General features: G+C 71.1%; 12 protein-coding genes. 8 read left to right on the top strand and 4 right to left on the bottom strand.

Going from position 1 to position 14,453, the window contains the following annotated elements; translation table 11 throughout:
• The 8 genes from ACIPQB_RS19625 to ACIPQB_RS19590 all read left to right on the top strand — a co-directional run bounded on the left by ACIPQB_RS19625 (position 1) and on the right by ACIPQB_RS19590 (position 8,973).
• A complete protein-coding gene (locus ACIPQB_RS19625) occupies positions 1-933 on the top strand; it encodes an SDR family NAD(P)-dependent oxidoreductase (RefSeq protein ID WP_446486949.1) in 933 nt (310 codons plus the stop codon).
• Positions 933-1,799: an acyl-CoA thioesterase gene (locus ACIPQB_RS19620; RefSeq protein WP_446486948.1), complete on the top strand. Its 867-nt coding sequence runs from the start codon at positions 933-935 to the stop codon at positions 1,797-1,799. Before ACIPQB_RS19625 ends, ACIPQB_RS19620 begins: the two co-directional genes overlap by 1 nt.
• An 85-nt stretch (positions 1,800-1,884) precedes the next feature.
• Positions 1,885-3,093: an acyl-CoA dehydrogenase family protein gene (locus ACIPQB_RS19615; protein ID WP_446486947.1), complete on the top strand. Its 1,209-nt coding sequence runs from the start codon at positions 1,885-1,887 to the stop codon at positions 3,091-3,093.
• 12 nt (positions 3,094-3,105) lie between these two features.
• Positions 3,106-4,236 (top strand): acyl-CoA dehydrogenase family protein, encoded by a 1,131-nt coding sequence (locus tag ACIPQB_RS19610; protein ID WP_446486946.1) that lies wholly within the window; start codon positions 3,106-3,108, stop codon positions 4,234-4,236.
• Complete coding sequence (locus tag ACIPQB_RS19605; protein WP_446486945.1) at positions 4,233-5,768, top strand: class I adenylate-forming enzyme family protein; 1,536 nt, start codon at positions 4,233-4,235, stop codon at positions 5,766-5,768. Before ACIPQB_RS19610 ends, ACIPQB_RS19605 begins: the two co-directional genes overlap by 4 nt.
• 103 nt (positions 5,769-5,871) lie before the next feature.
• Complete coding sequence (locus ACIPQB_RS19600; RefSeq protein ID WP_446486944.1) at positions 5,872-7,032, top strand: thiolase family protein; 1,161 nt, start codon at positions 5,872-5,874, stop codon at positions 7,030-7,032.
• Positions 7,033-7,035: 3 nt separating this feature from the next.
• Positions 7,036-7,446 (top strand): Zn-ribbon domain-containing OB-fold protein, encoded by a 411-nt coding sequence (locus ACIPQB_RS19595; protein ID WP_446486943.1) that lies wholly within the window; start codon positions 7,036-7,038, stop codon positions 7,444-7,446.
• A gap of 12 nt (positions 7,447-7,458) precedes the next feature.
• A complete protein-coding gene (locus ACIPQB_RS19590; RefSeq protein ID WP_446486942.1) occupies positions 7,459-8,973 on the top strand; it encodes an AMP-binding protein in 1,515 nt (504 codons plus the stop codon).
• On the opposite strand, the gene ACIPQB_RS19585 is transcribed toward ACIPQB_RS19590, so the two are convergent.
• From ACIPQB_RS19585 to hdaA, 4 genes are all read right to left on the bottom strand, one after another.
• Positions 8,970-9,239, bottom strand: a complete 270-nt coding sequence (locus tag ACIPQB_RS19585; RefSeq protein WP_446486941.1) for a hypothetical protein — start codon at positions 9,237-9,239, stop codon at positions 8,970-8,972. The two genes, ACIPQB_RS19590 and ACIPQB_RS19585, sit on opposite strands and share 4 nt — an antisense overlap.
• Before the next feature lie 101 nt (positions 9,240-9,340).
• Complete coding sequence (locus tag ACIPQB_RS19580; RefSeq protein ID WP_446486940.1) at positions 9,341-10,831, bottom strand: Ppx/GppA phosphatase family protein; 1,491 nt, start codon at positions 10,829-10,831, stop codon at positions 9,341-9,343.
• Positions 10,832-10,889: 58 nt separating this feature from the next.
• Positions 10,890-13,115: an RNA degradosome polyphosphate kinase gene (locus ACIPQB_RS19575; protein WP_446486939.1), complete on the bottom strand. Its 2,226-nt coding sequence runs from the start codon at positions 13,113-13,115 to the stop codon at positions 10,890-10,892.
• A gap of 212 nt (positions 13,116-13,327) precedes the next feature.
• Entirely contained in the window at positions 13,328-14,026 is a 699-nt protein-coding gene (gene hdaA, locus ACIPQB_RS19570; protein ID WP_446486938.1) for a DnaA regulatory inactivator HdaA, read from the bottom strand.
• Positions 14,027-14,453: the final 427 nt, after the last annotated feature.

Genomic DNA, 14,453 nt, shown 5'->3' with positions numbered 1-14,453 from the left:
ATGGCTGACACCATCCGCTTCGACGACAAGGTCGTCGTCGTCACGGGCGCCGGCAACGGCCTGGGCCGCACCTATGCGCTCCAGCTGGCCGAGCGCGGCGCCAAGGTCGTGGTCAACGACTTGGGCGGCTCCACCGACGGCCGCGGCGACGACCAGTCGGCCGCGTCGCGGGTGGTCGAGGAGATCCGCGCCGCCGGCGGCGAGGCGACGGCCAATTTCGACAGCGTCGCCACCCAGGCCGGCGGCGCCAACATCATCAGGACGGCCCTGGACGCCTACGGCCGGGTCGATGCGGTGATCGCCAACGCCGGCATCCTGCGCGACCGCAGCTTCTCCAAGCTCAGCCAGGAGGAGCTGGACATCATCCTCGACGTCCACCTGCGCGGCACGATGTTCACCGTGCAGCCGGCCTTCAACTGGATGCGCGAGAACGGCGGCGGCAACATCGTGATGACTGCCTCGCCGTCGGGCCTGTTCGGGGCCTTCGGCCAGGCCAACTATTGCGCGGCCAAGCTGGGCATCGTCGGCATGATGCGGGTCATGGCCATCGAGGGCGCCAAGGCCGGGATCAAGGTCAACGCCCTGGCCCCGACGGCGGCGACCCGCCTGACCGCCACGGCCGGCATGTCCGGCGAGGCGACCGAGCCGAAGACGCCGCAGGAGGATCCGATGTCGACCGGGCGGGTCTCCCCGCTGGTCCTGGCCCTGGCCCACCAGAGCTGCCCGGCCTCGGGCGAGATCTTCAACGCCGGCTGCGGCTGGATCAGCCGCGCCGTCGTCGCCGTCAACCAGGGCGTGGTGCTGGACGACTTCTCGCCCGAGGGCGTCGCCGCTCAGTGGGACGCCATCCGCGACCCCTCGACCCTGACCGTGCCGGTCGACGCGACCGACTACTGGCGCATGATCCAGGCCAAGACCGGCGCGACGGGCTGATGGCGCAAGGGCTGACCCTGCTGGACCTCCTCGACCTGGAGGACATCGGCTCGGACTATTTCCGCTCGCGGCGGACCGAGCCGAACCTCAGCGGCGCCCTGTTCGGCGGCCAGGTCCTGGCCCAGGCCCTGCGGGCCGGCCTGCTGACGGTGGAGGACCGGCCAGCCCATTCGCTGCACGGCTATTTCATCCGTCCCGGGGCCGAGACCGAGCCGGTCGTCTACCAGGTCGAGCGCACCCGCGACGGCCGCAACTTCACCACGCGGCGGGTCACGGCCCGGCAGAAGGGCGTGCCGATCTTCCACATGGAGGCCTCGTTCCATGGGGGGACCGAGGGCGTCGCCCACGCCCGGCCGGCCCCCGCCGTCCAGGGTCCGGACGCGGTCTCGGCGGAAGACCCGTTCGAACGGGCGGTGTGCGCCGGGCGCGATCCCAACGCGCCGCCGCCGCTGACCCTGCTGCCGCTGGTGGAGCGGCGGCTGGTGCCGTCGGGGGCCGGCAATCGCGAGGCCGAGCGCCAGCTGTGGATGCGGGCCCGGCCGCCGGCCCTGGCCAGCGCCGACCTGCGGGCCTGCGGCCTGGCCTATCTGTCGGACTTCTGGCTGGGCGGGGTCGCCAAGGTTCCGCATCCCGACGCGGTGCGCCAGCGCCTGACCAGCCTGGACCACGCCATGTGGTTCCATCAGGCCGCCGATCCGCAGGACTGGCTGCTCTACGAGATGAGCAGCGCCTGGGCCGGTTCGGGCCGCGGCCTGGCCCAGGGCCGGATCTATGACCGGGCCGGCCAGTTGATCGCCTCGGTGGCGCAGGAGGTCTACATGTTCCCCGGCGAGATGCACGCCGCGCCGCGGGTCGGCGAACTGTGAGCCGGCGCGAGGGCCATCGGATCGCGGATGCGATCGGCGCAGCGGCGACGGCTGGCATCGCGCGCGGCTGGAGTAAGGTCGGGCCATGAACTTCGATCTCGATCCGGCCGACGCGGCGTTCCAGGCGGAGATGCGCGCCTTCATCCGCCAGGCCCTGCCGGCGGACATCGCCCGCCGCGGCCGCCGCGGCTTCCACGCGACCCATGACGACGTCCAGACCTGGATGCGCATTCTCAACGCCCGCGGCCTGGCCGCGGTGCATTGGCCTCAGCAATATGGCGGCACGGACTGGTCGCCGCTGCGGCGGCACCTGTTCCAGGTCGAGCTGCGGGCGGCTGGCGCGCCGGTGCCCGACCAGGCGGCGCTCGAACTGGTCGGACCGGTGATCTACACCTTCGGCGACGAGGTCCAGAAGGCCCGCTACCTGCCGGCCATCCTCAACGCCGACACCTTCTGGTGCCAGGGCTTTTCGGAGCCGAACTCGGGCTCGGACCTAGCGTCGCTGAAGACCAGCGCCGTGCGCGACGGCGACCATTATGTCGTCAACGGCCAGAAGACCTGGACCTCCGAGGCCCACAAGGCCGACATGATGTTCGCCCTGGTCCGCACCGACGCCGAGGCGAGGCCCCAGGCCGGCATCTCGTTCCTGCTGATCGACATGACCAGCCCGGGCGTCTCCGTGCGGCCGATCTACACGATCAACGAGGGCCTCAGCGTCAACGAGGTGTTCTTCGACAATGTCCGCGTGCCGGTCGAGAACCGGGTCGGCGACGAGAACCGGGGCTGGGGCTACGCCAAGTTCCTGCTCACCAACGAGCGCACGATGAGCGCGGAGACGCCGCATACGGCCTTCGACCTGGCGATGGTCAAGGAGATCGCCGCGGTCGAGCGGCGGGGAGGGCGGCCGCTGATCGAGGATCCGCTGTTCGCCGCCCGCCTGGCCCGGTTCGAGATCGACTTGCGGGCCCTGGAGACCGCCGTACTGCGGGTGCTGCAGATGCGCGAGGGCGATCCGGCCCTGAACGCCACCGCCTCGGTCTTGAAGCTGCGCGGGTCGGAGCTGCGCCAGCGGATCGCCGACCTGGCCGTCGAGGCGCTGGGCGACCACGGCCTGGCGGTGTTCCCGGACGTCGAGGGCCAGGACAACATGGACGTGCTGGCCCCCGTGCCGCCGGCCCCGGACTATGCCGCCGGCTGGCTGTCGCGGGCGATGTTCCGGCGCGCAACCACGATCTATGGCGGGGCCAACGAGATCCAGCGCACCATCATCGCCAAGTCGGTGCTGGGTCTGTGAGGGCATAGGACGATGGACTTCTCGCTGACCGAGGAACAGGCCGCCCTGAAGGAGAGCGCGCGACGGCTGTGCGAGCGCGACTACGGCTTCGAGCGCCGCCGCCATCAGCTGCGCGGCGCCGACGGCTTTTCGCGCGACCTGTGGAAGACCTTCGCCGAGCTCGGCTGGCTGGGCGCGGGCCTGGCCGAGGACGACTTCGGCTATGGCGGCGGGCCGGTCGAGACGGCGCTGCTGCAGGAGGAATTCGGTCGGGTTCTGGTGGTCGAGCCCTACCTGTCCTGCGCGATCATCGCCGCCCGGGCCCTGGTCGCCCTGGCCGAGCCGGCGCGCAAGGAGACGCTGCTGGCGGCCCTGGTCGCCGGCGAGACGCTGGTCGCCCTGGCCCACAACGAGACCGGCCTGCGCGGCGACGACTCGGCCGTGACCACCCGCGCCGAACCCGACGCCGACGGCTGGCGGCTGAACGGACGCAAGGCCTTCGTGCTCGGCGGTCCCAGCGCCGACGTCCTGCTGGTCTCGGCCCGCACCGCCCGCGGCGTAACCCTGTTCGAGGTTCCCGCCGACGCGGACGGGCTGGAGGTCATCGCCTATCACGCGGTCGATGGCCGCCGGGTCGCCGACCTGGTGCTGACCGATCTGGCGCTGAGCGATGCGGCGCGGATCGGGCCGGAGGGCGGGGCGCTGGCCGGGATCGAGCTGGCGGTCGACCACGGCGTCATCGGCCTGATGGCCGAGTGCGTCGGGGCCATGGACGCGGCCCTGTGGCTGACCCGCGACTACCTGTCGACCCGCAAGCAGTTCGGCGTCACCCTCAACACCTTCCAGGCCCTGCAGCACCGGATGGCCGACATGCTGGTCGAGACCGAGCTGGCCCGGTCGATGCTGCTGCGCGGCATTGCCGCCCTGTCCGAGCCGGACCCCGAGGCGCGGCGGGCCGGCGTCTCCGCCGCCAAGGTCCAGATCGCCGAGGCGGCGGTCAAGGTGACCGGCGAGGCCATCCAGATGCACGGCGGCATCGGCGTGACGGAGGAATATGTGGTCGGTCATTTCTACAAGCGCGCCGTCCTCGCCCGCGGCCTGTTCGGCCCGACCGACCTGCATCTCGAACGCTTCGCCGCCTGGTCGCGAAAGGCCGTGGCATGAGGACGCTGAGTGACCTGATCACCCGCGCCGCGCGGTTCTCGCCCGACGACGTCGCCCTGGTCCAGGGCGAGCGGCGGTTCACCCACCGCCAGCACCTGGAGCGGGCCCGGCGCCTGGCCTCGGCCCTGCACCGCGCCGGCTGCGGCCGCCAGGACCGGGTGGCGGTGCTGGCGATGAACTGCACCGAATATGCCGAGGCCTTCAGCGCCGCCTGGCTGTCGGGCTACATCCTCAGCACCGTCAACTTCCGCCTGGCCCCGCCGGAGATCGCCTGGGTGCTGGGCGACACCGCGCCGCGGGCCCTGGTGTTCGAAAGCCAGTACGCCGAGGTGGTCGCCGGCCTGAAGGCCGCCCTGCCGTCGATCGAGACCTTCGTCTGCATCGGCGACGCCCCCGACTGGGCCGTCGCCTACGAGGATTTCCTCCAGACCGGCGATCCCGAGGGCGCGCCGTTGCAGGCCCGGCCCGACGACATCGCCCATATCATCTACACCTCCGGCACCACCGGCCGGCCCAAGGGCGTGATGCGCTCGCACCGGGCCGAACTGGCGATGGGCGAGTGCGTCTGCCTGGCCATGGACGTGCGGCCGCGCGGCCGGATGCTGGAGGTGATGCCGATGTTCCACGCCGGCGCCCAGTCCAGCATGCTGGCCCAGATGTGGCGCGGCGGCGAGATCCACCTGCACCGCACCTTCGACCCCGAGGCGGTGCTGAACGCCATCGAACACGAGAAGATCAGCCACCTGCACCTGGTGCCGCTGATGGTCCAGGCCCTGGTCGACCATCCCGGCTTCGACGCCCATGACGTCTCCAGCGTCGAGACCATCCTCTACGCCGCCGCGCCGATGCCGGTGCCGGTGCTGCGCCGGGCCCTGGACCGCTTCGGGCCGGTGTTCGTCAACGCCTGGGGCCAGACCGAGGGCACCGGCGCGGCCCTGCCCAAGCACCTGCACGCCGTCGACGGCCCCCTGGTCGAGCTGCTCGGCTCGATCGGCAACGCCTATCCGCTGACCGAGGTGCGGATCGTCGGCGACGACGGCCGCGACTGTGCGGTCGGCGAGGTCGGCGAGCTGTGGATCCGCGGCGAGGCGGTGATGAGCGGCTACTGGAACAACACCGCCGCGACGCTGGAGGCCTTCCACGACGACTGGCTGAAGACCGGCGACCTGGGCCGGTTCGACGCCTGCGAGCGGATCTTCCTGGTCGATCGCAAGAAGGACATGATCATCTCCGGCGGCGAGAACATCTATTCGCAGGAGGTGGAGCGGGCGATCGCCGAGCATCCGGCCGTGGCCCAGGTGGCGGTGATCGGGGCACCCGACGAGAAGTGGGGCGAGGCGGTGGTGGCGGCGGTCATCCTGCATCCGGGGGCCCAGGTCGACGCCGCGGCGCTGATCGCCCATACGGCCGGATTGATCGCCAGCTACAAGAAGCCCAAGCAGGTGCTGTTTCTCGACGCCTTCCCGACCCTGCCCAGCGGCAAGGTGAACAAGGTGGCGCTGCGGGCGATCCATGCCTCATCGCATGCTTGATCCTGTGGCCCCGATCGGCGTCGGCGCATTGACCCGGCCAGCCGCAGACAGACAATCCCCGCCGATGGCGTCCGCCCGGCGCCCGTTCGGTCAGGACTGACAAATGGCTTCGGCGCGCGATCCGGTGGTGGTGGGGGTCTATCTGACCCGGCAGGCGCGGACCCTGCCGGGCCGGGCCTCGCAGGAACTGCTGATAGAGGCCGTGAAGGGCGCGATCGCCGACGCCGGCATCGACCGGCGCGACATCGACGGCGTGGCCCTGGAATGGCCCGGCCCCGGCGGCGCGCCCGGCGACTCCGCCAGCTGGGCTCCCTATTTCGGCGCGCCGCTGAAGTGGGTCGACAGCCACTACATGGACACCACCGGCGTGCGCGGCGTGCTCAAGGCCGGGGCGGCGATCTCGGCCGGGCTGTGCGACACCGTGGTGATCGGCAGCGCCCGGGCCGGGCCGTTCAACACCACCGGCGCGGCGGTCGGCTCCGGCATGGGGCTGGAATGGATCGACGCCTACGGCGCCTCGACCATGGCCTATTTCGCCCTGGTCGCCCGCCGTCACATGCACCAGTTCGGCACCACCTCCGAGCAGATCGCCCATGTCGCGGCGGTGATCCGCAACCATGGCCGGACCAATCCCGAAGCCACCCTGTTCGGCGGCGAGCCGGTGACGGTCGACGACATCCTGGCCTCGCCGATGATCGCCGACCCGCTGCACCGGCTCGACTGCTGCCTGATGAACGAGGGGGGCGCGGCCCTGATCATGACCACGGCCGAGCGGGCCCGCGACCTCAACGTCAAGGGCGTGCGGGTGGCCGGCGGGGCCATGGAGTTCGCCCAGGGCAACTACATCAATCCGCCCCTCTATCGCGACGTGCGCACCCTGGGCGAGGTCGCGGTCAAGCGGGCCTTCGGCCAGGCCGGGCTGAGCGTGGCCGATGTCGACGTGTTCTGCATGTACGACCCGTGCTCGTTCGAGGTGCTGCGCCAGTTCGAGATGCTGGGCCTCTGCGGCGAGGGGGAGGGCGGCGATTTCGTCGCCGGCGACCGGCTGACCCTGGCCGGCGACTGCCCGACCAACCTGGACGGCGGCATGCTGGCCGGCAGCTGGACCGGCACCAGCCAGCTGACCGGCAAGGTGATCGAGGGCGTGCGCCAGATCCGCGGCGGGCTGGGCGACCGCCAGGTCGCCGACGCGGAGGTGGCCCTGGTCACCAATGCGGGCTCCGGCGCCCAGCATATCGAAACCCTGATCCTGACCGGGAGCTGAGCCATGGCCGAAGCCGCGTTCGACTTTCCCGTCACCAGCCTGTCGCGGCCCTATTGGGAGGCCGCCGCCAAGGGCCGGCTGATCGCCCCGCGCTGCAACGCCTGCCAGCGGTTCTTCTTCGCGCCCGAGGTGGCCTGCACCCATTGCTTCTCCATCGACTGGAGCTGGGTCGAGGTCGGCGGCCAGGGCGAGGTCTACAGCTACACGACCATCCACCGAGCCCCGGTTCCAGGCATGGCCACGCCCTATGTTCTGGCCGCCGTCGAACTGCCCGAGGGCTTTTCGATGTTCGCCCACCTCGTCGACTGCCCGCCGGAGGCCCTGGCCTGCGGCCTGCCAGTCGAGGTGGACTTCCGTCCGCTGCACGACGGGCGGATCGCCCCCGTGTTCAAGCCCCGCAAACCCAGCGCCTGATGTAGAGCCCCCATGTCCGATCCCCTGCATACCCTGACCTTGCTGGACGTGCTGCAGGAGCACCGGCGTTCCTATCCCGCCCGCACCGCCCTGGTGCAGGAGGGCCGCCGCTACACCTATGCCGACCTCGACGACCGCGTGAACCGCCTGGCCAACCTGTGGGAATCGCTGGGCGTCGGCCCCGGCGAGCGGGTGCTGTGGCTGGGCCAGAACTCGCTGGCGGTGCTGGAGGGCATCCTCGCCTGCGCCATGCTGGGGGCGATGTTCTGCCCGCTCAACTGGCGCCAGTCGCCCGAGGAGATCGCCTTCGTCATCGACGACCTGCAGCCCAAGGTGCTTCTGTGGCACGAGGGCGAGATCGGCGAGGCGGTCAAGGCCGCCCGCGGCCTCGCCCAGTGGAAGCAGGGGACCTGGATCCATTTCGACGAGGCCGGGCCCGACGGCTACGAGGGCCGGCTGCAGGCCGCCGACGGCGAGCGCCGTTCGCGGCCGATCGACGTCCACGCCGGCTGCGTGATCATCTACACCGCCGCCTTCGGGGGGCGTCCCAACGGGGCGATCCTCAGCCAGGCCGGGGTGATGGCCCAGAACGTCAACATCATGCTGGTCCAGAGCCTGACCTCGGGGACGATCTTCCTCAATTCCGGGCCGCATTTCCACATCGGCACGCTGATGGTGACCCTGGGCGTGTTCCATGCCGGCGGGGCCAATGTGATGATCCGCCGGACCGAGGTGGCGGTGATCGCCGAGGCCCTGCACGCCGAGAAATGCAGCCTGGCCTTCCTGGTGCCCAAGACCATCGACGAGCTGCACGCCTTCAACGCCGATGGCCGCTACGACCTGGCCCATTTCCGCTCGGCCGCCCTGCCGACCGAGGACTATTCGATGATGGGCTACGGCCAGACCGAGGTCGGCGGCCTGGTGACCTGGGCCCATTACGACCGCAAGGCCGCGAGCATCTTCGGCCGCACCAGCCCGATCGCCGCCGTCCGCATCTTCGACGAGGACGGCCAGGAGGTTCCCGACGGCGAGGTCGGCGAGCTGGGGGTGCGCGGCCCGACCGTCGGCCTGGGCTACTGGAACCGCCCGGAGATCAACGCCCGCCGCACGCGCTTCGGCTGGTGGCTGACCAACGACCTGGGCAAGCGCGAGCCCGACGGCTCGATCAATTTCGTCGGGCCCAAGGTGCAGATGATCAAGTCCGGGGTCGAGAACATCTATCCCGCCGAGGTCGAGGGCTGCCTGCGCAGCCATCCGGCCGTGGCCGACGCGGCGGTGATCGGCGTGCCCGACCCGCGCTGGATCCAGAGCGTCAAGGCGATCATCGTCCGCAAGCCGGGGGCCGAGGTCACCGACGCCGACCTGATCGAGCACTGCCGGGCGCGGATCGCCTCCTACAAGAAGCCGCGCTGGGTGGAGTTCGCCGCCGCCATCCCCCGCACGCCGGCTGGCCCCACCGACTACGCCGCCCTCGACGCGGCCTATGGCGGCGGCGGCTATCCGGGCGGCAAGGATTACAAGTACTAACGGGTAAGGTGCAGGATCAGGCTGCCGGCGGCCAGGCCCAGCGAGCCCAGCACCACGACATGGAAGGCCGCGCCGGCGATCACCGTGCGCTTCACCGACCAGGCGGCCTCGGCGCTGAAGGCGTTGGCCAGGTCGTCCTGCAGCCGGCGGGCGGGGCTGACCACGTCCACCTCGTCGCCGGTCGCCAGCCTCAGGGCCGGCTGGGCCGCGGGCGCGGAGATTTCGTGGGCGTCTTCGATATATTCGACGATCCGTTGCTTCTGCATGGTCGCTCCCCCTTGTTGATCGGGGGAGCTTGCGGGGCCTGTGGATAACAAACCGTGCGCGCCGGGCGAAGGCCGCGCGCGGCGCACTGTCGCGGTCGAACCTACAGCGCCGTGACCTTCAGCTTCAGGCCCAGCAGCTGGGCCAGGGTCGCCGCGCGCTTGCCGGTCTGCTCGCCCAGCAGCAGGTCGGCGTAGCCGGGCTCGGCGGCCAGCAGCAGGTCACCCTTGTCGATGGCCAGGCGCGAGCGGGCCAGCAGGGGGGCGCTGCGGCCCGACAGGTCGCAGCCCAGGCGGATGGCGGCGCCCAGCACCCGGGCCCGCTTCAGCCGGCCGGGCGACAGCAGCCGCTCCAGCACGTCCATCTCCGGCGGGTCGAAGGCGGTGGCGTGGCGGGCGAAGGCGGCGGCGGCCAGGAAGGCCCGCTCGGCATGGGTCTGGCCGGCGATCGGGGCGCGCAGCACCTGCTCGAACACCAGGTCGGCGCGGTGGTCGGGGTGCAGCCGCGCGCCGAGGTCGGCCAGGCGGCAGGCGGCCGAGATCAGCACCGGGTCGCGCTCGGGGCTGAAGCAGGGCGGCAGGGCCGACAGGGCCGGGGCCAGCCAGGCGTCCAGCGCCTCGCCCAGCTCGTCGGCCACCCCCTGCCGGGCCCCCAGGGACGAGCAGCCCTCGATCAGCGGGTCCAGCCGCCGCACCCGCGGCGGCATGGCCTCGAACAGCAGGCCCTCGCGCACGCCATAGGCCGAGATCTCGATGCGCTTGAGGTCGAGGCTCTCGATCAGCGCCTCCAGCACCACGGCGGCGTAGGGCAGGGTCTCCGAGCGCTTGCGGCTCATGCCCTGGATGCGGTCCAGCGAGCTGCGCGACTGGTGGGCCACCAGGCGGGCGGCGTCCAGGGCCTCGCCGCGGCTGATGCTGTACTGGTGGACGACGTGCAGCGGATAGTCGCTCAGGCGCATGTGCAGCAGGGCCAGGTTGCGCCAGGCGCCGCCGACCGCATGGAAGGTGTCGGTCTTGAAGGCCTCCGCGACCGGGGCCAGGCGCTGGGCGGCCAGGCGGCGCACCTTCTCCAGGTCGAAGCCGTCCGACAGGCCCAGGCTGAACGGGCCCAGCGGCAGGGTGACGCCCAGGCCCGCCCCGGTCGCCTCCAGCCGGATCAGCTCCAGGCTGGCCCCGCCCAGGTCGCCGACCACGCCGGTGGCGTCGGGGGTGCCGGCCAGCACGCCGACCGCGGCGTAGCGGGCCTCCTCCTCGCCCGACAGCACCCGGGTGACCAGGCCGGTCTCGGCCCGGATCTGCTCGACGAAGGCCGGCCCGTCCCGGGCCTCGCGGACGGCCGCGGTGGCGGCGACGAAGGTCTCGGCCGGCTTGACCGCCTCCAGCACGGCGCGGAAGCGCTTGAGCGCCGCCAGGGTCTGGGCGACGCCCTCCGGGTTCAGGCGTCCGCCGTCGCCCAAGTCACGGCCCAGCCCCGCCAGCACCTTCTCGTTGAAGACGGTCCAGATGGCGCGGCCTTCCAGCCGGTACACCACCAGGCGCACCGAGTTGGAGCCGATATCGATGACGGCCGCGTCGCGCGGCGCCGCAAAAGGCATGGGGCTGGTTTAGCCTATTGGGCGGGGAGGGGAAGCCTGGAAACCGTGGAAAGGCCGATCAGGCCCGCCGCGGTCCCACATGGTCGAACGCCTGGGGCAGGTCCTTCACCTTGTGGCCGCGGCCCGACAGGCTGGGATTGGTCATGAAATATTCGTGGGCCGAGAAGGCGCCCTTGCGGTCCCAGGCCGGGTCGCGGGCGTAGTGGCCGTCGGCGTCCAGCGTCCAGCTCTGGGCCTCGTCATTGAGGTTGGCGACCATGATCTGGTTGAGGATCTGCTCGTGGACGGTGGGGTTCTCGACCGGCACCAGGCTCTCGACCCGGCGGTCGAGGTTGCGCGGCATCCAGTCGGCCGAGCTGATGAACACCCGGCTCTGGCTGCTGGGCATGTTGGCGCCGTTGGCGAAGGCGACGATGCGGGCGTGCTCGAGGAAGCGGCCGACGATGCTCTTGACGCGGACGTTCTCCGACAGGCCGGGGATGCCCGGTCGCAGGCAACAGATGCCGCGCACCACCAGGTCGATCTGCACCCCGTCCTGGCTGGCGGCGTAGAGGGCGTCGATGATCTGCGGGTCGACCACGGCGTTCATCTTGGCCCAGATCCCGGCCGGCCGCCCGGCCCGGGCGTTGGCCGCCTCCAGGGCGATCATGGTCAGGAGGTCGGGTTTCAGCGTCTCGGGGCTGAACGACAGCTTCTCCAGCCCGTGCGGCTGGGCGTAGCCGGTGATGAAGTTGAACAGCTTGCCGCCGTCGCGGCCCAGGGCCCCGTCGCAGGTGAACAGGCTCAGGTCGGTGTAAACCCGCGCCGTCTGCGGGTGATAGTTGCCGGTGCCGAAGTGGCAATAGGTCCGCAGGGCCTCGCCCTCGCGCCGCACCACCACCGACAGCTTGGCGTGGGTCTTCCAGTCGACGAAGCCGAACACCACGTGGACCCCGGCCCGCTCCAGGTCTCGAGCCCACTTCAAGTTATTTTCTTCGTCAAATCTCGCCTTGATCTCGACCAGGGCGGTGACGTTCTTGCCGTTGTCGGCCGCCTCGATCAGGGCCGCGACGATCGGGCTGTCCTTGCTGGTCCGGTACAGCGTCTGCTTGATGGCCAGCACATTGGGGTCGCGGGCCGCCTGGCGGATGAACTGCACCACCACGTCGAAGCTCTCGAACGGGTGGTGGACCAGGATGTCCTTCTCGCGGATCGCCGCGAAGCAGTCGCCGCCATGGTCGCGGATGCGCTCGGGGAAGCGGGCGTTGAACGGCTTGAACTTCAGGTCCGGGCGGTCGGGCGGAATCAGCTCGGCCATCTGGGCCAGGCCCAGCTTGCCGTCGACCATGATCACGTCCTCGGGGGCGGCGCGCAGGCCCTCGATGATGAACTCGCGCAGGTCGTCGGGCATGGTGGTCTGGATCTTGACCCGCACGACGCGGCCCAGCCGACGCTTCTTCAGCCGGGCCTCGAACTCGCGCACCAGGTCTTCGGCCTCTTCCTCGATCTCCAGGTCGCTGTCGCGGATCAGGCGGAACAGCCCGCGGCCCTCGACCTCGTAGCCGGGGAACAGGTGGCCCAGGAACAGGATGATGAAGCTTTCCAGCGCCACGATCCGCCGCTCGCGCTTGCGGTTGGCGCGGGCCGGGGCCTGGCTGAGCTCCCAGAACCGCTGCACCTGGCTGGGCACCGGCACCAGGGCGTAGAGGTGCTTGTCGTCGGCGATGCGGCGCAGCTTCAGGGCCAGGCAGAAGCCCAGGTTCGGAATGAACGGGAACGGGTGGGCCGGGTCGATGGCCAGCGGCGTCAGCACCGGGAACATCCGGGTCAGGAACAGCTCCTCGGCCCGCTCGCGGTCGGGGCCGACGATGTCCTTGGCGTCGAGCAGCTTCAGCCCCTCGCCCCACAGCTCCACCCGCACCTCGCGCCAGATCCGCTGCTGCTCGGCCATCAGCTCGGCGGCCGAGGCGTTGATCTTGGCCAGCTGCTCGCCCGGGGTCAGGCCGTCCTGGCTGACCACCCGCACGCCCTCGCGCACCTGGCCCTTCAGGCCGGCCACCCGGACCATGTAGAATTCGTCGAGGTTGTTGGCGCTGATCGACAGGAACCGCAGCCGCTCCAGCAGCGGATGGCGGGGATTGGCGCTCTCCTCCAGCACCCGCTGGTTGAAGGCCAGCCACGAGGTTTCCCGGTTGAAGAACCGCTCGGGCGCGCCCAGCAGCTCATGGTCCAGCCGCAGGCCCGCCGGGTCCGGCGCGGCCGGCGACGGCGCGGCGGGCAGGGGCAGGGTGGCGGCGTCGGTCATGAGGTGCTCCGTGGACGGGCCCTATGGTGACGGACGGTGGTGACAGGAGCAAGACATAGGCTCTTGTACTTCCTTCCCCCTTGATGGGGGAAGGTGGCCCCGAAGGGGTCGGATGGGGGTGATACGGCGGATGAAGCCCCAAGGAACGGTGGAGGCGGCCGACGCCGCGTCACCCCCATCCCCGACCCTTCCCCCATCAAGGGGGAAGGGAGTTATTCCTCCTCCTCCCCATCCTCCCCGAAATCCAGCACCGCCACGGCCAGGGCGCGGGTGACCTCGCGGCCCTGCTCGATCGCCGCCTCGTCGAGGGCCGCCACCGCCGCCAGGGCGGCCGGGGCCGAGCGGGGCATGCGGGCCAGCAGGTAGGGATAGAGGTCGGCGGACGGGCGGATGCCGGCGGCCTCGAAGCCGCGCCGCAGCACCGCCTCCAGCACGATGTCGTCGGGTTCCTCGATGCGGGCCACGCTCAGGGCGTTGAGCCGCGAGCGCAGGTCGGGCACCGCCGCCTCCCAGGCCACGGGAGCCAGTCGCCCGGTCAGCAGCAGGCTGCCGCCGTCGACCCCGGCCATGTTGATCAGGTGGAACAGCGCCTCGTCGTCGACCAGGTCGCCCTCGGCCCGGCGGTCGGCGTCCTCGACCAGCAGCGGCAGGCCGCGCAGGCTGGCCAGGTCCAGCGGCGGACCGCCGCGGCGGGTGGCCTTGATCTCCACCGCCCCATGCCGCCGGGCCCAGTCGCGGGCCAGGTGGGTCTTGCCGGTCCCCGCCGGCCCGACCAGGGCCAGCCGCCCCTCGGGCCAGGCCGGCCAGGCGTCCAGCGCCGCCAGCGCCTGGACGTTGGTCGGCGACGGCGCAAAGGCCTCCCGGTCCCAGCAGGGCGGGGTGTGCAGCGACAATCGAAGCTGACGGGCCAAGGGCGAGCGTCCGGACGGGGTTGTTCTGTGACCGGAGATATAGGGAGCGTCACCGCGCAGGGCGAGGGCGTGGCGCGGTTTGGCTGGGGATGAGGGGCGGGGAGGTGTGGATGGGGTGGACGTTCAGGGTGTAGGCTTGGGGTTGAAGCACGGTCGATTCGCCCTGCCGCACTCCTTCTCCTCCGTCATTCCCGCCCTTGTGGCGGGAACCCCTGGTTCAGCTGACGGTGAGACGCCCTGGCGCGCTGGCGCGCCACCCCTCCGCCCGTGCGGCTGCGAGAGGGGGTCCCGCCACAAGGGCACGGCTGTCCGGTTGGGGCTGTGGAGCGGTCGGGATGTTGCTGATTTGACTCGGGTCTTGAGATTTTCGGCGTGAGAGGACGCTGACGGGCGTGCCGCCATTGTTTGAGTAGACGGGTTGCATGGC

This window comes from Caulobacter sp. LARHSG274 (assembly GCF_052871235.1).
Note: the sequence above shows the minus strand (reverse complement) of the source record. Positions and strands in the feature narration are given on the sequence as shown.

What these genes read in the sequence shown, in the direction of transcription:
- ACIPQB_RS19625 (WP_446486949.1), top strand. Translation starts at nt 1, where the DNA reads ATGGCTGACACCATCCGCTTCGACGACAAGGTCGTCGTCGTCACGGGC.
- ACIPQB_RS19620 (WP_446486948.1), top strand. Translation starts at nt 933, where the DNA reads ATGGCGCAAGGGCTGACCCTGCTGGACCTCCTCGACCTGGAGGACATC.
- ACIPQB_RS19615 (WP_446486947.1), top strand. Translation starts at nt 1,885, where the DNA reads ATGAACTTCGATCTCGATCCGGCCGACGCGGCGTTCCAGGCGGAGATG.
- ACIPQB_RS19610 (WP_446486946.1), top strand. Translation starts at nt 3,106, where the DNA reads ATGGACTTCTCGCTGACCGAGGAACAGGCCGCCCTGAAGGAGAGCGCG.
- ACIPQB_RS19605 (WP_446486945.1), top strand. Translation starts at nt 4,233, where the DNA reads ATGAGGACGCTGAGTGACCTGATCACCCGCGCCGCGCGGTTCTCGCCC.
- ACIPQB_RS19600 (WP_446486944.1), top strand. Translation starts at nt 5,872, where the DNA reads ATGGCTTCGGCGCGCGATCCGGTGGTGGTGGGGGTCTATCTGACCCGG.
- ACIPQB_RS19595 (WP_446486943.1), top strand. Translation starts at nt 7,036, where the DNA reads ATGGCCGAAGCCGCGTTCGACTTTCCCGTCACCAGCCTGTCGCGGCCC.
- ACIPQB_RS19590 (WP_446486942.1), top strand. Translation starts at nt 7,459, where the DNA reads ATGTCCGATCCCCTGCATACCCTGACCTTGCTGGACGTGCTGCAGGAG.
- ACIPQB_RS19585 (WP_446486941.1), bottom strand. Translation starts at nt 9,239, where the DNA reads ATGCAGAAGCAACGGATCGTCGAATATATCGAAGACGCCCACGAAATC.
- ACIPQB_RS19580 (WP_446486940.1), bottom strand. Translation starts at nt 10,831, where the DNA reads ATGCCTTTTGCGGCGCCGCGCGACGCGGCCGTCATCGATATCGGCTCC.
- ACIPQB_RS19575 (WP_446486939.1), bottom strand. Translation starts at nt 13,115, where the DNA reads ATGACCGACGCCGCCACCCTGCCCCTGCCCGCCGCGCCGTCGCCGGCC.